This is a genomic window from Rhodococcus sp. 1163, from assembly GCF_002091985.1.
Classification (GTDB): domain Bacteria; phylum Actinomycetota; class Actinomycetes; order Mycobacteriales; family Mycobacteriaceae; genus Rhodococcoides.
This window is the reverse complement of the sequence record NZ_MKKX01000035.1, coordinates 132,390-152,472: the sequence shown is the minus strand read 5'-3', so window position 1 is coordinate 152,472 and position 20,083 is coordinate 132,390. Positions and strand designations below refer to the sequence as shown.

At 63.2% G+C, this 20,083-nt stretch carries 12 protein-coding genes and 1 tRNA gene; 5 read left to right on the top strand and 8 right to left on the bottom strand.

The window, feature by feature from the left end:
* Positions 1-21 precede the first annotated feature (21 nt).
* Positions 22-1,431 (bottom strand): FhaA domain-containing protein, encoded by a 1,410-nt coding sequence (locus BJD99_RS16480; RefSeq protein WP_084348337.1) that lies wholly within the window; start codon positions 1,429-1,431, stop codon positions 22-24.
* A 219-nt stretch (positions 1,432-1,650) separates the two neighbouring features.
* Between BJD99_RS16480 and BJD99_RS16475 the strand changes: the two genes are divergently transcribed.
* A tRNA-Leu gene (locus BJD99_RS16475) sits at positions 1,651-1,733 on the top strand.
* 124 nt (positions 1,734-1,857) lie between these two features.
* Here BJD99_RS16475 and BJD99_RS16470 read toward each other — a convergent pair.
* The 3 genes from BJD99_RS16470 to betT are packed head-to-tail and all read right to left on the bottom strand — an operon-like array spanning position 1,858 to position 7,040.
* The gene (locus BJD99_RS16470; protein WP_084348232.1) at positions 1,858-3,411 is read right to left on the bottom strand and encodes a GMC family oxidoreductase; all 1,554 of its coding nucleotides are present in this window, start codon (positions 3,409-3,411) and stop codon (positions 1,858-1,860) included.
* Between the two features lie 50 nt (positions 3,412-3,461).
* Positions 3,462-4,934: an aldehyde dehydrogenase family protein gene (locus tag BJD99_RS16465; protein WP_084348231.1), complete on the bottom strand. Its 1,473-nt coding sequence runs from the start codon at positions 4,932-4,934 to the stop codon at positions 3,462-3,464.
* 60 nt (positions 4,935-4,994) lie between these two features.
* A complete protein-coding gene (betT, locus tag BJD99_RS16460; protein WP_084348230.1) occupies positions 4,995-7,040 on the bottom strand; it encodes a choline BCCT transporter BetT in 2,046 nt (681 codons plus the stop codon).
* A gap of 784 nt (positions 7,041-7,824) precedes the next feature.
* Between betT and gltB the strand changes: the two genes are divergently transcribed.
* From gltB to BJD99_RS16445, 3 genes are all read left to right on the top strand, one after another.
* Positions 7,825-12,414: a glutamate synthase large subunit gene (gene gltB, locus BJD99_RS16455; protein ID WP_084348229.1), complete on the top strand. Its 4,590-nt coding sequence runs from the start codon at positions 7,825-7,827 to the stop codon at positions 12,412-12,414.
* Positions 12,407-13,858 carry a glutamate synthase subunit beta gene (locus BJD99_RS16450; protein ID WP_084348228.1) on the top strand — a complete coding sequence of 484 codons (1,452 nt, stop codon included), beginning with the start codon at positions 12,407-12,409 and terminating at the stop codon, positions 13,856-13,858. The genes gltB and BJD99_RS16450 overlap by 8 nt, the downstream gene beginning before the upstream one ends.
* Before the next feature lie 191 nt (positions 13,859-14,049).
* Complete coding sequence (locus BJD99_RS16445) at positions 14,050-14,961, top strand: cutinase family protein (protein ID WP_084348227.1); 912 nt, start codon at positions 14,050-14,052, stop codon at positions 14,959-14,961.
* On the opposite strand, the gene BJD99_RS16440 is transcribed toward BJD99_RS16445, so the two are convergent.
* Positions 14,952-16,490 carry an MFS transporter gene (locus BJD99_RS16440; RefSeq protein ID WP_084348226.1) on the bottom strand — a complete coding sequence of 513 codons (1,539 nt, stop codon included), beginning with the start codon at positions 16,488-16,490 and terminating at the stop codon, positions 14,952-14,954. The two genes, BJD99_RS16445 and BJD99_RS16440, sit on opposite strands and share 10 nt — an antisense overlap.
* 121 nt (positions 16,491-16,611) lie before the next feature.
* On the opposite strand from BJD99_RS16440, the gene BJD99_RS16435 reads away from it, so the two are divergent.
* Complete coding sequence (locus tag BJD99_RS16435) at positions 16,612-16,908, top strand: putative quinol monooxygenase (protein ID WP_084348225.1); 297 nt, start codon at positions 16,612-16,614, stop codon at positions 16,906-16,908.
* On the opposite strand, the gene BJD99_RS16430 is transcribed toward BJD99_RS16435, so the two are convergent.
* The 3 genes from BJD99_RS16430 to BJD99_RS16420 all read right to left on the bottom strand — a co-directional run bounded on the left by BJD99_RS16430 (position 16,891) and on the right by BJD99_RS16420 (position 20,010).
* A complete protein-coding gene (locus BJD99_RS16430) occupies positions 16,891-18,372 on the bottom strand; it encodes a phage infection protein (protein ID WP_084348224.1) in 1,482 nt (493 codons plus the stop codon). The genes BJD99_RS16435 and BJD99_RS16430 overlap by 18 nt on opposite strands.
* An 87-nt stretch (positions 18,373-18,459) precedes the next feature.
* The gene (locus BJD99_RS16425) at positions 18,460-19,086 is read right to left on the bottom strand and encodes a histidine phosphatase family protein (RefSeq protein ID WP_084348223.1); all 627 of its coding nucleotides are present in this window, start codon (positions 19,084-19,086) and stop codon (positions 18,460-18,462) included.
* Positions 19,087-19,107: 21 nt separating this feature from the next.
* Positions 19,108-20,010, bottom strand: coding sequence for a LysR family transcriptional regulator (locus tag BJD99_RS16420; RefSeq protein ID WP_256895828.1), 903 nt, complete (start codon positions 20,008-20,010; stop codon positions 19,108-19,110).
* Positions 20,011-20,083 lie beyond the last annotated feature (73 nt).

Sequence of the window (20,083 nt, the reverse complement as noted above, 5' to 3'; positions counted from 1 at the left end):
TCACCATACTGGCGGGGTGCGCTAAACGATGCGGACCAATATTTCGGAGTGTCCTGCGCGGATGACGTCGCCGTCTGCCAACTGCCAATCCTGAACGGATGCGCCGTTGACGGTGGTGCCGTTGGTCGAACCTAGATCAGACAACATCGCGACGCGTCCATCCCACCGAATTTCGACGTGTCGCCTCGATACTCCGGTGTCCGGGAGCCGGAACTGGGCATCTTGGCCACGGCCGATGATGTTCTGGCCTTCGCGAAGCTGGAAGTAGCGGCCGCTGCCGTCCTCGAGCTGCAATGTCGCGGCCAGACTCTGAGCGTCGTTGTACGCGGGCTCGGCGTAGCCGTAGTCGGGCTGTTGATACCCGGCTTGCTGGTAGCCGCCCTGCTGGGACTGATAGTCGTAGGCCGGCTGCTGATAGGACGCAGGCTGCTGATACGACGCAGGCTGTTGGGCGGGCTCGGCGTAGCGCTGGTCCCCGTAGGCCTGCTGGGGCTCCCCGTAGGCCTGCTGTTCGCCGTAAGCGGGCTCGGCGTACGCCTGCTGGCCATACGACTGCTGGTCCGAGTAGCCCTGCTGATCCCGATAGCCCTGCTGGTCCGAGTAGGCCTGTTCGGGTGGCGGCTGAGCCGAGTACCCCTGCGCGTAACCACCCTGCTCGTAACCCTGATCCGAATACGCTTGCTGGTCGTACCCTTGATCGCTGTAGGCCTGCTGTTCGTAGCCCTGGTTGTACTGATCGCCTCGGGGCTGACCCTGCTGCTGGGGAGCATCGGAATCGGCACCGTAAGCGCCGTTCGCATATGGAGCGCCGTTGCTACGCGCGTCATATCCGTTCTGGTCGCGGGCCTGCGCGTAACGCGGATCTTGGCCGGGAGCCGGATACCCGTTGCGGGCGCGCGGATCGGGGCGAGAGCCGTCGGCGGGTTCGCGTTGCGGGTCGTAGCCTGGGTTCTGCGTCATGGGGCCGGCTCCTGATGTCGACTTAGGTGGGGCTGACGGTCGCGGGGGGCGTTGGCCGGCCGCCGAGGCGTTTCCGGTTGCAGTCGACGATCGTCCCACATCGGGATCGACCGAACCACTGGCCCGGAACTGACCGGTGTGCAAGGTGGGCGACGGTTCGAATCGAACCACGACATCCCCGTACGTCTGCCAGCCCTGATCACGAATGTAGTCACCGAGGTGGCGCGAAAAAGCCTTCACGGTCAGATCGTGATCTGCGGCGAGTCCGTCATGGTCGGAACTGTTGATGGTGATCACATAGCTGTTCGGTGCGAGGTAGTGGCCCCCGTCGAGCGGACGGACCAGATCCGACGCTTCCTGCTGAAGCGCTGCCTCGACTTCCTGCGGAACCACTCCGCCACCGAATACGCGGGCGAATACGTCACCGACCGCGCCTTGCAGCTTTCGCTCGAAACGCTGGACAATTCCCATGGTGACCTCTCCTCCCATCTAGTGCTCGGGTCTGCATTGTTCCTGCTCGAGGAACGAACTTCGAGTAGGAACCGAACGCGTGACCGCGAGCGCGTGTCGGCTCGAGGTCTTCGTCCATGCATGATATACGTTGCGGGTCGGTAAGCACCCGTGCGCTGAAGGGTCGACATCTCGATTTCTTCGTCGCCGGATGTGCATGTTAACGTTCACCGGTCACCCGGGCGGGTGGCGGAATGGCAGACGCGCTGGCTTCAGGTGCCAGTGTCCTTCGGGACGTGGGGGTTCAAGTCCCCCTCCGCCCACAACACTGGTCGCAGCTGATTCGTTCGCTGCGGCCAGTGGTTTATTTACGACCGAGATGTCGCGATGAGCACAAAAGAAGGCCCGGCCGAATGAATTCGGCCGGGCCTTCTTTTGTGGGCCTGCTCAGATCCCCTTCTTGATCATCTCCGCGCACTTTTCACCGATCATCATCGTGGTGATGTTGGGGTTGACGGCCACGATCTTCGGCATGATGGACGCGTCTGCCACGCGCAAGTTGCGGACGCCCTTGACTCGTAATTGCGGATCCAGGGGTGCGTCGGGGTTATCGGCCGCGCCCATCGATACCGAGCCCGTGGGGTGGTAAACGGTGTTGTGGGTGCGGGTGATGTAGTCGGCGATCTCGTCGTCGGTGCGCACTTGCTCACCGGGGAACAACTCCATTCCCGCCCATTCGGCCATAGCCGGTTTCCCGACGATCTCGCGGGCCAGCTTGATCCCGTAGGTCATGATCTGCATGTCGTACGGGTCCGAGAAGTACTTCGGATCGACACGCGGCTTGTCGCGGAAGTCTCGGCTGCGCAGACGGACCGTGCCGCGCGAACGTGCGTCCGTGACATTCGGGGTCAGACAGAACGCGTTCTCCGAGGTGGGATAGCCCTGGCGCAACGTGTGCATGTCGAACGGGGTGTTGCCGAAGTGGAACATCAGGTCCGGTCGGTCGCGTCCCTTGTCGATGCGAGTGAAGATTCCGATTTCCCACCACTGCAACGACTCGGTGACCATCGGCTTCTTCGCGTCCCAGGAGATGACGCCCTCTGGGTGATCCTGCATGTGCGAGCCGACGCCGGGTGAGTCCACCACTACCTCGACGCCGATGTCGCGCAGGTGGTCGGCGGGCCCGATACCGGAGAGCATGAGCAACTTGGGGGAGTCGATCGCGCCGGCCGAGACGATGACCTCGCGATCGGCGTGGATGGTGTCGGTGTGTACCAAGTCCGGGTTCAAAACCTGTACGCCCGTGCATCGTTTGTCCGCGTCGATGATCAGCTTCTTGACCCAGAGTCCGGTGAGGACCTCGAGGTTGGTGCGCGTATTCATGATCGGGTGTAGATAGGACACCGACGACGAGGACCGAACGCCGTCCTCCAGGGCGTTCACCTGGAAGAACCCTGCGCCCTCGACAACCGTGCCGTTGTTGAACTGCACGGTAGGGATACCGGCTTGCTCACACGCTTCGAGAATCGCCACCCCTGCCGGGTCCACAGCTTCGATGTTCCGGATGCGTACCGGCCCGTCGTGACCGTGGTGCGTGCCCGGCTGGTCGTTGTTCTCGAGCTTTCGAAGCAGCGGCAGCATCTGCTCGGAATCCCAGCCGACGGCGCCGTACTTGCCGGCCCACTCGTCGAGATCCTCGGCAGGCGGCCAGAAAGCGATGCACGAGTTGTGTGAGGAACAACCGCCCAGCACCTTCGCCCGAGACTGGCGCATGAACGAGTTACCGTGCTCCTGCGGTTCGATCAGATAATCCCAGTCGAAACCTGATCCGAGCAGTGCAGGCCAGCGGGTGAGCTGGAGGACGGCGTCGACGCCGACGTCGCTCGGGCCGGCCTCGATCAACGCGACGGTGACGGACGAGTCCTCACTGAGACGTGCCGCCACGGCAGCGCCGGCGCTGCCGCCGCCGACGACCACGTAATCGAATCGCTTTTCGGACATGTTCTTGCGCCTCTCCTCGAACCGAACCGAACAGACAATCGGTGGTGTGTTCAGTGCTGCGGGAACCAGCCGGTGACTGCGGGCCGGAGGTTCTGGTAGATGTGCTTGATCTCCTGGTATTCGGCCAGACCGGTCGGACCCAGTTCGCGGCCGTTGCCCGACATGCCGAATCCACCCCACTCGGCCTGTGGCAGGTAGGGGTGGAAGTCGTTGATCCAGACGGTGCCGTGGCGCAACCGCGCAGCCACGCGCTCGGTCTTTCCGGCGTCCTGGCTCCAAACGCCCGCGGCGAGCCCGTACCGAGTGTCGTTGCCGATGGCGACGGCCTCTTCTTCCGTGCGGAAGGTCTCCACGGTGACGACGGGACCGAAGCCCTCTTCCTGCACCACCGACATTGCGGTGTTGCAGCCGTCGAGGACCGTCGGCAGATAGTAGAAGCCCGCCTCGAGTTCACCGGTGCCCCATTCGGCGCCGCAGCCGACGACGGCCCCTTCCGCGATGCCTGCGTCGACGTAGGCGGTGACCTTGTCACGATGGTCGGCGGAGATGAGCGGACCTGTCTCGGCCGCTTCGTCGAACGGCCCGCCCAAGCGAATCTGCTTGGCGCGACGGATCAACTCCTGAACGAAGCGGTCATGGATGGACTCCTCGACGATGAGACGCGCTCCTGCCGAGCACACCTGGCCGCTGTGTACGAAGGCTGCGTTGAGGGCATTGTCGACGGCCGCATCGAAGTCGGCGTCGGCGAAGACGACGTTGGGGTTCTTCCCGCCGAGTTCGAGTGCCACCTTCTTGACCGTCTGCACTGCCGCTGCGGCGACCACGCGGCCCGTCGCGAGTCCGCCGGTGAACGAGACCATGTCGACATCGGGATGTTCCGACAGCGGCGCGCCCGCGGTGGCACCGGCGCCGAGCACGAGGTTCGCCACGCCCGCCGGTAGTCCGAGCCCATCGAGTACATCCATCAGAAGCATCGCAGTGTGCGGGGTGAGTTCGCTGGGCTTGAGCACGAAGGTGTTGCCCGCTGCGAGAGCAGGCGCCACCTTCCACGCCACCTGCAGCAGCGGGTAGTTCCAGGGGGTGATCATTCCGCAGACACCGATGGGCTCGTAGACGACCTTGCTCACGACGTCGGGCATGCCCGGGTCCACCACCCGACCTGCCTGCTGCCCGGCGAGCACGCCGAAATAGCGGAAGCTGGCAGTGATGTCGTCCATGTCGATTTCGCTCTCCACGAGGCGCTTGCCCGTATCGAGTGACTCGGCGCGGGCGAACTCGTCCTTACGTTGTTGGATCGCATCAGCGACCCGTAACAACAACGCGCCCCGTTCGGTCGCCGGAGTGGAACTCCATACTCCTGCGTCGAATGCACGTCGGGCGGCGGCGATGGCCGCTGCGGTATCGGCACCATCTGCCTCGTCGACGGTGCCGACGAGCTCGCCGTTCGCCGGGCAGTGGATCTCTCGAGTTCCGCCGTTGACCGCGGAGGTCCACTCACCATCGATAAACAACGTCTTGGGCATGAGGCTGGTCTCCTAGCTGCGTGGGTTGTGCTGTTTGGGCTGTCCGTGCGGGTGGAGCGGTCAGGAACCGCCGCTGTTCTCCTCGAGCTGGAGGAAAGTCAGGTGCCCTTCGTAATGGTCCAGGATATCTTCGATGACCTGGTCTTTCGTATATCCCATGATGTCGTATCCCTGACCGGAACCACCGTCCAGATAGACCTCCATCCGGTAGTACTCGTCCTCGGTGCGAGGCAGTGTCAGCCCGAAGGACGGGACGGCGACCTTGCGTCGCCACACCTGATATCGGAACGGATGAGCGTGGTCTGCACCGACCTCGAGTTCGTACATGTCCTCGGTATCGTCGACGGGACCGCATCGGGCATCGATCCCTTGCGCCCGCATTTCTTCGACGACCTCGTTGAAACTCGGCAACACCACCTCGCGTCCGAACTCTCGCACTCGGTCCTCGCCGGGGAATCTGAGAACCCGACTGAGTCGGTGGCGCCAGGACCAGTCGACTCCGCGGTTTCCTCCGGTGCGGACCGAGAGCGAGCCCGGCAAACTCTGCTCGACGCTTTCGATTCGGAACGTCTCCACTCTCAGCGACCGGTAGAGCCCGATCATGACGAGGATGATGACGAAGGCGAAGGGCAAGCCCATGATGACCGCAGCATTCTGCAAAGCTCCGACGCCGCCTACGACGAGCATGGCCACGGTCAGACCGCCTGTCGCCAGCGCCCAGAAGATGCGAAGCGGCGCGTTCCCGTCGTGTTGCGGGCTCGGCAGGTGCGAGGAGAGGTTGGCCATCACCAGCGCGGCCGAGTCCGCGGACGTGACGTAGAAGAGAAGAGCGGTGAAGGTGGCGAGGGCGGCGATGAAGATGAATGCCGGGTAGTCCCTCAGGAGTTCGTAGAACGCGCCCTCCGGGTTGAGGATTGCTTGTTCGCCGAATTCGTTGTCACCGCCGCGAACCCGCTGGAGGGCAGAGTTTCCGTAGACCGAGGCCCACATGAGTATGTAGAGAAAGGGGATCGTCAAGGTCCCGAGTACGAACTGGCGGATGGTGCGGCCTCGGGATATCCGCGCGAGGAACAGGCCGACGAACGAGGCCCACGCGATCCACCAGGCCCAGAAGAACAGTGTCCAGTCGGTCATCCACGTGCCGGTGTCCTCGAACGCGAAGGTCTGACCGACCATGTTGGGGAACAGTCGAACGAAGTCGCTGACATTCAGAACGAGGGCGTCGAGTAGGAACTGGGTTTGGCCCATGACGAGCACCCAGATCGACAGTGCGAACGCCAGAAACACGTTGAGAAGCGAGAGAATTTTGATTCCCTTGTCCACGCCCGAGGTGGCCGAAAGTGTGGCAATGGCAACACCGACGGCGACGATGCCGATTTCGACACCGGTGCTGACCTCCAGCCCGAAAACTATGTTCAGTCCCACGTTGATCATCACCACGCCGATTCCCAGCGAGGTTGCTACGCCGAAGATCGTCCCGAGTAGTGCAGCGAAGTCGACTGTGTCGCCCAGCACACCCTTGACGCGTTTGCCGAAGATGGGCGCGAGTGCCGAGCGGATCGCCAACGGCTGGTTCTTCCGATATGCGAAGTACGCCAACGCAATCCCCATCAGGGCGTAGAGGCCCCATCCACTGATTCCGTAGTGGAAGAGCGTCCATACGGTCGCCTCACGGGCAGCTTCCACCGAACCGGCTTCGGTGCTAGGCGGTTGGAGGTACTGCGTCACCGGCTCGGAGACGGCGAAGTACATCAGGTCGGTGCTGATTCCGGCGGCGAAGAGCATGGACGCCCATGACAGCAACCCGAACTCGGGTTGTGAGTGAGCCGGCCCGAGCTTGATATTGCCGAATCCCGAGAATGCCAGGTAAACAACGAACACGAGCACGATCGCGACCAGCGCAACGTAGAACCACCCGAACCAGTCCGACGTCCACATCACTGCGCTGCCGAGCACACTCTCCGCGTTCTCCGGTGCGATCAGCGCCCAGATCGTAATCGCAAGAGTGAACAGCGCAGCGGGTACGAAGACCCGCCAGTTCACCCGCGATCGAGCCTCCGGTTCGTCGGCCACATCAGGCTTGGATTCCTCGACCGAAGAACTCACAAATCTGTTCCCTTCTGTTACTTGCACCCGGATGGCGGCGTCAGCACTGTGCTCACAAACACAGCAAGACACTGGAGGTGACGCTTCCGTCGTCCTCACCCTAGTCCCGCAGACGCCTGGCTTTGGGCCCTTCGAGCTGCGAAAATTCGACTTGGCAGAGTTGGTCGGTCCTGTTCGAGGCGCACGGTTTCGGTCGACTGCAGCATCGCGGTCGACTCACTGCGAGGGACGGATCCGCCGCTGTCGGGTCGGACCGTCGATGCCCAATGCACTGTTCGCCGAGTGCAATCCGGCTTTCGACCGGACTGTGATCAACCGTCTTGCGCTTAGCGGGCGCACGTCCGGCAAGCGCAGGTGGCGAATTACGCCGATGTTGTTTCCCGATGTCCTTCGGTGACACCCGGATTGTGAGCCCGACGTGAATTCTGGGCATTGCCTCTCTCGAGTTGCTTCTCGCGTGCAAAAGCGGAGCGCAGGGGTCGATATGGTCTCGTAAAAATTTTTGTGAACCCCCAGCTCGAGGGCGTTAATAGGTTAACCTTATTTGCAGTGTTACCTGGGTACTGATTTATCGTTTGTCATTGGACCGGCGTACAAACGGCCGATCCACCCGAACGAGGCTTGCGTGTGCCCCCGAGCTGATCTGCTCGACGGTAGGCAAGGCCCGACGCTCGGGGGTGCTGCTTCAACGGCGAACGGCACCCAACAGCCGTCCGCGACGGCCGGCGATCTGTGCCGAGCCGCTCTGGCGTATTTGAAAGCTGGACTTATCCGAAGGCTAGGTATGAAGCACACTCCGGGCCCGCAAGGCCTCTACGATCCCCGTAACGAGCATGACTCCTGTGGAGTGGCGTTCGTGGTGGACATTCACGGTCGCCGTAGCCGTGACATCGTCGAAAAGGCCATCACTGCGCTGGTCAATCTCGAGCATCGGGGCGCCGCCGGCTCCGAACCCAACACCGGTGACGGCGCTGGAATTCTCATCCAGGTACCGGACGCATTCTTCCGAGCCGTTGTCGATTTCGAACTGCCCGCCGCGGGCGCGTATGCCACCGGAATCGCTTTTCTGCCGCAAGGCAAAGTCGATGCCGCTCGTGCGTGCGAGGACGTCGAGAAGATCGTCGAGGACGAGGGCCTGACCGTCCTGGGCTGGCGTGATGTTCCCACCGACGACTCCTCTCTCGGGGCGCTCGCGCGGGATGCGATGCCCACGTTCCGTCAGTTGTTCTTCGGCTCTTCCGATTCCTCCGTTACGGATATGGATCTCGAGCGCCGCGCATTCGTCATCCGCAAGCGCGTCGAGCACGAGCTCGGCGAACAGGGACCCGGCAAGGGCGGCCCCGGCCGCGAGACCGTGTACTTCCCGTCCCTTTCCTCGCAGACTTTCGTCTACAAGGGCATGTTGACGACCCCTCAGCTCAAGGGCTTCTACATCGATCTGCAGGATGAACGTGTCGAAAGCGCACTCGGGCTCGTGCACTCACGATTCTCGACCAACACGTTCCCGTCGTGGCCGCTGGCGCACCCGTTCCGTCGCGTCGCGCACAACGGCGAGATCAACACCGCGACCGGCAACGAGAACTGGATGCGTGCCCGCGAGGCTCTCATCACCTCCGACGTCTTCGGTGGTCCCGACGCGCTGAAGAAGATCTTCCCCGTCGTCACCCACGGCGCAAGTGACACCGCTCGTTTCGACGAAGTACTCGAACTGTTGCACCTCGGCGGCCGCAGTCTTCCGCATGCTGTGCTCATGATGATCCCGGAGGCATGGGAGCGTCACGAGAGCATGGACCCCGCCCGTCGTGCGTTCTACCAGTACCACTCTTCGCTGATGGAGCCCTGGGACGGACCGGCCTCGGTGTGCTTCACCGACGGCACCCTCATCGGTGCAGTGCTGGACCGCAACGGTCTGCGCCCGAGCCGGCTGTGGGTCACCGACGACGGCCTCGTCATCATGGCGTCCGAGGTCGGCGTGCTCGACATCGATCCGGCGAAGGTCATCAGCAAGGTTCGGCTCCAGCCCGGACGGATGTTCCTCGTGGACACCGCTCAGGGTCGCATCGTCTCCGACGACGAGATCAAGGACGAGCTCGCTGCCGAGCACCCGTACCAGCAATGGCTCGACGACGGTCTCACCGAGATCGACGATCTGCCCGACCGCCCGCATGTGCACATGCCGCACGATCGCGTGCTGATCCGTCAGCAGATCTTCGGGTACACCACCGAGGAGCTGAGCGTTCTTCTCTCGCCGATGGCGAAGACCGGAGCCGAGGCGATCGGCTCGATGGGTACCGATACTCCGATTGCGGTTCTCTCTGCCCGCCCGCGGATGCTGTTCGACTACTTCTCGCAGCTGTTCGCGCAGGTCACCAACCCGCCGCTCGACGCGATCCGTGAAGAAATCGTCACGAGCCTCGGCGGCACCATCGGACCCGAGGGCGACCTGCTCGACCCGGGCGCCGACGCGTGTAAGCAGATCGTGCTCCCGACGCCGATCCTGCACAACGACGACCTGTCCAAGCTGATCCACATCAACGACGACGGGACGCAGGAAGGCCTGCGTTCGGTGGTCGTGCGCGGTCTGTATCCGGTGGCCGAGGGCGGCGAGGGGCTTCGGCAGTCGCTCGAGGCCATTCGGGCGCAGGTGTCTGCGGCGATTTCCGGTGGAGCGCGCATCGTCGTGCTCTCCGATCGTGAATCCAGCGAGAAGCTCGCGCCGATCCCGTCGCTGCTACTGACCTCCGCGGTTCATCAGCACTTGGTCCGCGAGAAGACCCGCACTAAGGTCGGCCTGATCATCGAGTCCGGTGATGCCCGCGAGGTGCACCACATGGCGCTTCTCGTCGGTTTCGGTGCGGCAGCGGTCAATCCGTACATGGCGTTCGAGTCCATCGAGGACATGATCGAGCGCGGTGCTCTCGCCGATATCGAGCTCGACAAGGCCGTCGCCAACTACATCAAGGCGGCAGGCAAAGGTGTCCTGAAGGTGATGTCCAAGATGGGCATCTCGACGTTGGCGTCGTACACCGGTGCGCAACTGTTCCAGGTGATCGGCCTTTCGCAGGCCGTGGTGGACGAGTACTTCACCGGACTGAACAGCCAGCTCGGTGGTATCGATCTCGACCAGATCGCCGCTGATGTGCAGACGCGTCACGGCATCGCTTATCTCACCAACCGGCACGAGCGCGCGCATCGTGAGCTCGAGACGGGCGGCGAGTACCAGTGGCGTCGTGAAGGGGAGTACCACCTCTTCAACCCGGACACCGTGTTCAAGTTGCAGCACTCCACTCGCACCGGCCAGTACGACGTCTTCAAGGAATACACGAAGATGGTCGACGACCAGTCGGAGCGCCTGGCCTCGCTGCGTGGACTCTTCCGCTTCAAAACCGAAGACCGGCAGTCCATTTCGATCGACGAGGTCGAACCGGCCTCGGAGATCGTCAAGCGCTTCTCGACGGGCGCGATGAGCTACGGCTCCATCTCCGCCGAGGCGCACGAAACGCTGGCGATCGCGATGAACCGCCTCGGTGCCCGCTCCAATTCGGGTGAAGGCGGAGAAGACGTCTCGCGTTTCGAGCCCGACGAGAACGGTGACTGGCGACGCAGTGCGATCAAGCAGGTCGCGTCGGGACGCTTCGGTGTCACCTCGCACTACTTGACCAACTGCACCGACATCCAGATCAAAATGGCCCAGGGCGCCAAACCTGGTGAGGGTGGCCAGCTTCCGGCACACAAGGTGTATCCGTGGGTTGCCGAGGTTCGGCACTCGACGCCGGGTGTCGGCTTGATTTCGCCTCCGCCGCACCACGATATCTATTCGATCGAGGACCTGGCGCAGCTGATCCATGATCTGAAGAACGCCAACCCGCAGGCGCGCATTCACGTCAAGCTCGTCTCTGAACTCGGCGTCGGCACGGTCGCAGCGGGTGTCTCCAAGGCGCACGCCGATGTGGTCCTCATCTCGGGTCACGACGGCGGTACCGGCGCAACGCCGCTGACATCGGTCAAGCACGCAGGCGGGCCGTGGGAACTCGGTTTGGCCGAGACACAGCAGACGTTGCTGCTCAACGGTCTTCGTGATCGCATCGTCGTTCAGGTCGACGGACAGCTCAAGACCGGGCGCGATGTGATGGTTGCAGCTCTGCTCGGTGGCGAGGAATTCGGTTTCGCAACCGCGCCTCTCGTCGTGACGGGATGCATCATGATGCGCGTGTGCCACCTCGATACGTGCCCGGTCGGTGTTGCCACGCAGAACCCGCTGTTGCGCAAGCGTTTTGCCGGCCAGCCGGAGTTCGTGGAAAACTTCTTCATGTTCATCGCCGAAGAGGTTCGCGAGCTGATGGCCGAGCTCGGATTCCGCACCCTCAACGAGGCCGTCGGCCAGGTGGCGCTGCTGGACACCACCGCAGCCAAGGACGCGTGGAAGGCATCCAAGCTCGATTTGTCCCCGATTCTCGACGAGGTCGAGTCGGCGTTCATGAACCAGGACCTCTACAACACCGGTACCCAGGATCATGGCCTCGACAAGGCACTCGACCAGCAGCTCATCGTGCAGAGTCGAAATGCGCTGGACAGGGGCGAGAAGGTGTCGTTCGCCTCGAAGATCACCAACGTCAACCGCACGGTCGGCACCATGCTGGGCCATGAGGTGACCAAGGCGTACGGCGGCGTCGGCCTGCCCGAGAACACCATCGACATCACTTTCACCGGCTCGGCGGGTAACAGCTTCGGCGCCTTCGTGCCTGCCGGCATGACACTTCGCCTCCACGGTGACGCCAACGACTTCGTCGGCAAGGGTCTTTCCGGTGGACGCATCGTCATGCGGCCCTCGCTCGATGCCCCCAAGGGCTTCGTCGCCGAGGACAACATCATCGGCGGCAACGTCTTCCTGTTCGGTGCCACCAACGGTCAGGCCCTCATCCGAGGCGTCGTCGGTGAGCGTTTCGCAGTGCGTAACTCCGGTGCGGTGGCCGTCGTCGAAGGTGTCGGCGACCACGGTTGCGAGTACATGACCGGTGGCAAGGTCGTCGTCCTCGGCGAGACGGGGCGGAACTTCGGTGCCGGCATGTCCGGCGGCGTCGCATTCATCTTCGACCCGGCCAAGACGTTCGAGGCGAACCTGAATACCGAGCTCGTCGATATCGAGGACATCGAAGGCGACGAGTTCGTCTGGTTGAAAGACATCGTCACCCGTCACCACGAGGAAACGGGATCCGAAGTTGCAGAGCGAATCCTCAACGATTGGTCACAGCAGGTGAACCATTTCGTGAAGGTCATGCCGCGCGATTACAAGAAGGTACTGCTGGCCATCTCCGAAGCCGAGAAGAACGGCGCGGACGTGGACGAAGCGATCATGGAGGCAGCTCGTGGGTGACCCACAAGGATTTTTGAAGCACACGGTTCGTGAACTGCCGAAGCGTCGACCCGTCGACCTGCGGCTGATGGACTGGAAAGAGGTCTACGAGGACTTCCCCAAGGAAGCCTTGCAGACGCAGGCGAGTCGTTGCATGGACTGTGGTGTTCCGTTCTGCCACAACGGCTGCCCGCTGGGGAACCTGATTCCCGAGTGGAACGACCTGGTGTTCAAGGATCGCTGGCGCGAGAGTATCGACCGCTTGCATGCCACGAACAACTTCCCGGAGTTCACCGGACGACTGTGCCCTGCTCCGTGCGAGGCGTCGTGCGTACTGGGAATCAACCAGGACCCCGTGACGATCAAGCAGGTCGAGGTCGAGATCATCGACAAGGCCTTCGAAGAGGGCTGGGTCACTCCCGTCTACCCGACGTTCCTGACGGGCAAGAGCATCGCCGTCGTCGGTTCGGGGCCTGCGGGATTGGCTGCCGCCCAACAGCTCACGCGTGCCGGCCACACCGTCACCGTGTTCGAGCGGGCAGACCGCATCGGCGGACTGCTGCGCTACGGCATCCCCGAGTTCAAGATGGAGAAGCGCCACATCGACCGTCGTCTGGCACAGATGGAGGCCGAGGGCACGGTGTTCCGTACAGGTGTCGATGTCGGAGTGGACATCTCGGCCGAGGAACTGCGCACAGAGTTCGACGCCGTCGTTCTGTCCGGTGGTGCTACCGCGTGGCGCGATCTGCCGATCGAGGGACGCGAACTCGAGGGCATCTATCAGGCGATGGAATTCCTTCCCGGAGCAAATCATGTGCAGCAGGGCGATTACGACGCTCCGCCCGTCACAGCGAAGGGCAAGAAGGTCGTGATCATCGGTGGCGGTGACACCGGTGCAGACTGCCTCGGCACCTCGCATCGTCAGGGCGCCGAGAGCGTTCACCAGTTCGAGATCATGGCTCGCCCGCCGGAGGAGCGTGCGACGTCCACTCCTTGGCCGTTGTACCCGTTGATGTTCCGCGTCGCGTCGGCTCACGAAGAGGGTGGCGAGCGAGTGTTCTCGGTCAACACCGAGCGTTTCGTCGGTGCCGACGGCAAGGTCACCGGACTCGAAGCGCACGAGGTCGAGTTCAAGGCAGGCAAGTTCGAGAAGGTCGAGGGCAGTGAGTTCACCCTCGAGGCCGATCTGGTGCTTCTTGCCATGGGCTTCGTCGGTCCCGAGAAGCCGGGGTTGCTGACCGATCTCGGCGTGGACCTGAACGAGCGCGGCAACGTCAAGCGCTCGAACGAGTGGGTCACCAACGTGCCCGGTGTGTTCGTTGCCGGTGACATGGGTCGTGGCCAGTCGCTCATCGTGTGGGCCATCGCCGAAGGCCGTTCGTGTGCGGCTGCCGTCGATACGTTCCTCGAGGGTGTGACGGCCCTCCCGTCGCCTATCGTCCCCACTCAGGCGCCGCAACGCTGATCGGTTGCACCAGAACGAGGTTATGGACGGAAAGCAGGTTTTTCCGCTCCATAACCTCGTTTTCGTTACCGATGGTGAGATGTCCTGGTTTTAGGTAACCTCCGTTTACCGATTGGGCATCAATTCGACATCAGGGACTGGCATCCTCACCCTCGAAGTCGAAAGTCCGCTACTGCAGTGAGGCCGCAACCATGCGCGTGAAGAAACTTGTCGCCACCGTCGGAGCAGTCATTGCCGTCGCTGCTGGGACGTCGGTCCTGTCGACGGCGCCCGCGGCGGCCGATCCAGGTGGTTGCCCGGATCTGTATGTGGTCGCGATCCCGGGGACGTGGGAGACGAGTTCGGGCGCTGCGCCCAAGCCTGGCATGCTCACTGCCGTCACCGACCGCATCGCGAGTTCCTCCGTTCGCACCGATTACGTGTCGTACCCGGCCACGGCGTTTCCTTGGGAGGGTGGGATCTACGGGGAGTCTCGCGCGATCGCCACGGCGAATGCGGGCGGAATGCTCGAAGCGATGGCCGCGCAGTGCGGTGCAACGAAGTTCGGCATCATCGGTTACAGCCAGGGTGCCGATGCTGCGGGCGATCTCGCTGCGTCGATCGGAACGGGTCTCGGCGTCGTGCCCGCGAATCGGGTCGTCGCGGTCGGCCTCATCTCCGATCCGAAGCGTTCGGACGCCGATGCATTGGTCGGCCCCGAGGTCGTCGGTACCGGTGTCGGTGGCCCGCGCGTCGGCGGGTTCGGTTTCGTCAGCCCGGTGGTGAAGACCTTCTGCGCGATCGGCGATCTGTACTGCTCGACGCCCAAGGACGACTACATTTCACGGTTGGCCGGCTTCCTCGCGGTCTCTTCCGATCCGAACCCCGATGTGGTCGCGAAGGCGCAGCAGGAAGCGCAGATTCTCATCGGCGATCTGTCGGCAGCTGGTGGGCTTCCGGTCCTACAAGGTCAGCTGACCGATCAGGCGAACGAGCAGCGTCGTCGTGAAATCGAGGCGTTCTATCGTTCCGGGATTCATCAGGAATACGGCAGCTACGCGGTCGACAGCAGTGGAACGAGTGCCACGTCGTGGTTGGCGAACTACCTGCTCGATCAGGCCTGAGAAGGTCCGACTTCGACACCGGTCTGTCGGGTCCGTAATAGGAGATAGACCACGATCGCCGCTGCACCCATCCCTAGTGCGCTCCATGTGGCGGCGAGAGTGAGCCCGTCGACGAACGCGGCTGCCGCGATCTCTCGCAGTGCCGAATCCAGCGGTGGCGGAAGGTAGTCGGCAACGGTCATGCCGCCGCCGACGGTCTCGGATGCCGGCCCGGCTATGTCCGGCGGGGTATTCGGTGGCAGGGCGTCCTCGAGTCGGTGGCGGTAGACGGTCGATCCGATTGTTCCGAGGATGGCGATGCCGACGGCGCCACCGAGTTCGGCGCCGGTCTCCGACAGTGCCGAGGCGGCACCTGCTTTCTCCGGTGCCGCAGCTGTGAGCACGATGTCGGAGTTGAGCGTCGAAGATGCACCGACTCCGAGCGCCAGCAGGGACATGCCCACCACCAGTAGCGGCAGTCCGGAATCGGGTTGGATGAACGCCATCGCAGTGGCGCCGACGGCAATCAGGGCAAGTCCGCCGGCGATGATCGCTCCGGTCGAGACGATCTTGCTCAGGCTCGGTGCGAGTACCGCCCCGGTCCCGGCTGCGATCGCGGGGATCAGCAGCCACAGACCCGCCTCCAGTGGACCGAGTCCCACGATCAGCTGCAGATACTGCGAGGCGAACAGACTGAATCCGGTGAGCGCGAAGATCACCAGGAATTGAGCGAGTACTGCTGCGCTGAAGGCACGTTCGGCGAACAGGGTGATGTCGATGAGTGGGTCGCGCCCTCGCCTTTGCCTTCGCAGGAACAACAAGCCCAGAACAAGTCCGGCGGTAGCCGTGGCGGTAGTCGTGGCGTCGACCCCGTCCTGTGCGCCGTGCTTGATTGCGTAGACGATCCCGAGCATCGACGCGATCGACAGTACGACGCTGAGCGGGTCGAAGCGGCCCGGGTCGGGATCCTTGAACTCCGACACCAGCAGCGGCGCCGAGATGAGCAGGACGACCATGATCGGAATGTTGATCAGAAACACCGAGCCCCACCAGAAGTGCTCGAGCAACGCCCCACCGATGACGGGACCGAGGGCGCCGCCTCCGGCGAACCCGGCGGTCCACAGTCCGATCGCTTCCTTACGTTGGCCCGGATCGTGAAACATGTTGCGTATCAGAGACAATGTGCTCGGCGCGATGGTGGCTCCGCCGATGCCCAGAAGTGCTCGCGCGAGAAGGAGCATCTCGGAGGACGTCGAGAAGGCTGCGAGCAACGATGCGGCGCCGAACACGACGGCGCCGATCATCAGAAGTCTGCGACGGCCGATCCGGTCACCGACAGAACCCATCGTGATGAGCAGACCAGCCAGAAGGAAGCCGTACAGGTCGAGAATCCACAGTGTTTGATTGCTGCTCGGTTCCAGGTCCGCGGTCATGAAAGGAAGCGCCAGGTAGAGCACCGACATGTCCATCGAGACCAGCAGGATCGGGATCACGAGAATACTCAGTCCGAGCCAATCCTTGCGGGTTGCCTTCGGGGGGTCGCCGGTCATGGATCTCTTCTTCCGCCGCAATTACTCTTTTGTTCGCCAACGCCGATGCGGATGACCCACATGACGGTACCGTCGAATTCGGTGGTTGCCTCTCAGGTGGCCACATACGAGAGGACGCAGTATGCCCAGTGAGCTGAAGGTTGTCGCCACCATCACCGCCAAGCCGGAGTCGGTCGATGCCATACGGACAGGTCTGGCGACGCTGGCCGCGGAGTCGGCGAAGGAGAGCGGAAACGTCTCCTATGAACTGTTCGAGTCAGCTTCCGAGCCGGGTACTTTCGTCACCATCGAGGTGTGGGGATCGCAAGAGGACCTCGACGCGCACATGCAGACACCCCACCTGCAGAAGGCGCTGGGCGAGTTCGGTGCACACCTCGCCAGTGCACCGTCGATTCACCCGCTACGCGTAGTCGGCTAGTTCTCTGTTCGCTTCGCTGTCGCCGGGTTCGGTATCGAGAGTTCTGTAGACGATCCCGGAGACAGCGAGGAGAACGACGGTCAGACCGATTGCCAACCATCCCGTCGCGGTCATCTGCCCGTATCCGATCTCGCGGGCGCCCGCCGCGGTGTAACTCATCGGCATGAACGCCGACAGGTGGCCCCAGATCGCGGCACTGCTCGCGTAGGCAGCTCCGCACACCACGACCTGGACGAGGAGCAAGCCGACGTTGACCGCTTGGCCGACGGCGGCGCCGAGCAGACGCTGGAGCGCGCCGCCCGCAGCCAGATATGCAGCTGCGGAGACGACGAGAAAGAAACCGGCCCCGACAAGTGCACCGATGTCGGCCCCTGGGGCGGTGAACGCGAACGCACAGGCCGCGCATACGCCGATGGCAAGGGTGGCGACGGCGGCGACGCTCCAACCGAGGCGAGAATCGCCTCTCAGGACCCTTACCAGGCTCACCGCGCCGATAGCACCGACCGCCACCAATGCTGCGATTAGATACGGCGCCACCGGCGTGCTCGACGCGGCGGCCTGCGTCACCTCGGCCTCCGAAGCTGGGGTAGGTGAGCCGGCGTTCAGCTCCTTGGCCGTCGGGAGTCCGGTGGTTGCTTCTTGGACGTTGGTCGCGATACCGCTGACGATTCCGGAGACCGGGCCGACGGCCGTCACCAACTGGTCGGTTCCGGCTCGGAGTTGTTCGCCGCCGGCGTCGAGCTGGCCCAGTCCGTCTCGAAGTTGGACGGTAGCGTCACCGAGCTGTCCGGTGGCAGTGAGGAATTGGCCGGACGGATCGTTCAGCTCACCGGACAGTTGCCGCGCACCGCCTTTGAGGGTCTGCAGCTGATCGAGCGTCGATGGGCCGAATCCCTGGGTGTTCAGGGTGTCGATCACCGAGCGAATCTGGCCGGAGATGGCGTCGGATCCAGGGTGCGGGAAGCTGTCGATTTGTTGTGCAGTGGCTTCGAGCTTCGCCGTGAACTCACCCTGCTGAGTGCCGAATCCAGCGAGCTGGTCGACGAGTTGATCGACTCCGCCACTGATCTGGGCGGCACCGTCACCGAGTTGCCCGATGCCGTCACGGTATTGGCCGAATCCGTCGGCGAGCTGGATCGTGCCGTCGTGAGCTTGGGTTATTCCGTCGGCGAGGACGATGACGCCGTCGTTGAGTTGCTTACCGCCGTCGGTCAGCTGGGAGACGCCCCCGGACAGGAAGCTGATGGGTAACCCCGCTTGCTGCAGGCTCTTCCTCGAGGTGGCCAGGGGATCGCCGGTGGAGGCGCTGGGTGAGCCCGCTACCGTGTCCGCGGTGGCCGGCGCCGTGTCTTCGGGGCTCAGGTCGTAGCCCGCACCGAGCGCGAACGCTCCGGCTGCTACCAGCGGAAAGGCGAGAGCAACGAGAGCGGCGGTCGGTTGCCGGAGGATTCGAAATTTACCCATAGTGGTTTCGAGGCTAACCGGCCCCTGACGGCACTATGACCACGCGAAGCCGTGATGTGGACTGAAACACCGCCCTGAGCAGGCACTTTAAGAGCTCTCTGTGGAGTTGGTGGATCGGTCCCTGTTGCGTGGCAGCAGATCCCACACGTGCTGCGTCTCGTTCACCGCCGCGACCGATCGACTACCGTTGCGGGAGTAGAGGATTCGAGTGATCGAACAGTAGTCGATCGGGAATCCGAGTACCGTGGGGGTGTGCAGGATGTCCTGCAGCAGCATGTTGACGACCCCGCCATGCGCGAACACCACCACCGTGTCGGTGTGTTCGACTCCCGAGACCGCTGCGTCGACGCCGGCGAGTACTCGCGCACGAAACGCGTCCTCGTCGACCTCCTCGGGTAGCTGTCCGGCCTTGATCCGGTCGAACGCATCGCGGAACTCGGTCCGCGCAAGTTCGATCGGAACGTAACCGCCGAAATCTCGGTCGTATTCGGTGAGGCGCTCGTCGGACTCCAGCGTCGACCCCAGTTCGGCGGCCAACACCGATCCGGTCTGCTGGGCGCGGAGTTGAGTGCTCGCGACGGTCTTGGCTATCGCAAATCGAGCCAGCGCGGCAGGTACGCGGGAGGCTTGTTCGTGGCCGAGTTCGGCAAGCGGGGGATCGGCGGTGTCTTCGGAGCGCTGCGGTAGCGCATGGCGAACCAGTATGAGCTGCACGTGCCTACTTAACCATCGTGCCTATCTGACCACGAGACTGCGGCCGTTGCGGATCGTCAGTGCGCGGAAGGCCTGCACGTGGCTCGCCGGCATGCGCTCGGACCAGACCATGCCGATGCGTCGCCGGGCGGTCGGATCGGCCAGGGGTACTTCCACGGTTTCGTATTGTGGCCCGCGAATTTTGGGAAGAATACTGACGCCCAGACCGGCTCCGACCAGTCCTCGGATCGTGTGGATGTCCTGTCCTTCGAACGCAATGTGCGGGGACATGCCTGCCTCGGCCCACAGGCCTTCACAGATCGAGCGCATGCCGAACCCGTGGCCCATGGCGATATAGCGCTCCTCGGCAGTGTCGATGACGTGCACGGCGCGGCGACCGGTCAGACGATGTCCGGTGGGTACGACCAGGACCAGTCGCTCGTCGTAGAGCTGGAAGGAATTGGCGTCGGTGTGCTCGGTGCTGAGCGAGACGAAGGCGAGGTCCGCGGAGCCGTCGTCGAGGCGGTCGAGGCAGCGCGAGCGTGCACCCTGATCGAGATCGAAGGTCACGGCCGGGTGACCGGTTCCGAACGCCTTGATCAGCGCCGGCACGATGTCTTCACCGAGCGTGTTCTGGAATGCGATGGAAATTCTGCCGCGGGCCTTCGCGTCATGCTCGCTCATCGCGTCGAGGCCGGCCTCCAGATCGACCAGGGCCCGTTGCAAATAGGGAATCAGGATTCGGCCCGCGGCTGTCATCGCGATACTGCGTCCGTGACGTTCGACGACCGCAACCCCGAGGATTGCTGTTGCCCGCGCGATCTGTCGGCTCACGGTCGGTTGTGGGATCCCGAGCAGGTGGGCGGCTTCGGTGATGTGTTCGGTTTCCGCGACGGCGACGAGCGTCGGGATGAGGGGGAGTAGTTCTTTCGATTCCGCGCGCACCTACGCAATGATATCGCTGGAGTATCGGTTGTCGGGTGCGTATGCATTGGACGCATGTACACCGCAAAGATAG

Bases quoted from the DNA above. Each gene is read 5' to 3' on its own strand.
- BJD99_RS16480 (WP_084348337.1), bottom strand. From the start codon at position 1,431: ATGGGAATTGTCCAGCGTTTCGAGCGAAAGCTGCAAGGCGCGGTCGGT.
- BJD99_RS16470 (WP_084348232.1), bottom strand. From the start codon at position 3,411: ATGTCCGAAAAGCGATTCGATTACGTGGTCGTCGGCGGCGGCAGCGCC.
- BJD99_RS16465 (WP_084348231.1), bottom strand. From the start codon at position 4,934: ATGCCCAAGACGTTGTTTATCGATGGTGAGTGGACCTCCGCGGTCAAC.
- gltB (WP_084348229.1), top strand. From the start codon at position 7,825: ATGAAGCACACTCCGGGCCCGCAAGGCCTCTACGATCCCCGTAACGAG.
- BJD99_RS16445 (WP_084348227.1), top strand. From the start codon at position 14,050: ATGCGCGTGAAGAAACTTGTCGCCACCGTCGGAGCAGTCATTGCCGTC.
- BJD99_RS16440 (WP_084348226.1), bottom strand. From the start codon at position 16,490: ATGACCGGCGACCCCCCGAAGGCAACCCGCAAGGATTGGCTCGGACTG.
- BJD99_RS16435 (WP_084348225.1), top strand. From the start codon at position 16,612: ATGCCCAGTGAGCTGAAGGTTGTCGCCACCATCACCGCCAAGCCGGAG.
- BJD99_RS16430 (WP_084348224.1), bottom strand. From the start codon at position 18,372: ATGGGTAAATTTCGAATCCTCCGGCAACCGACCGCCGCTCTCGTTGCT.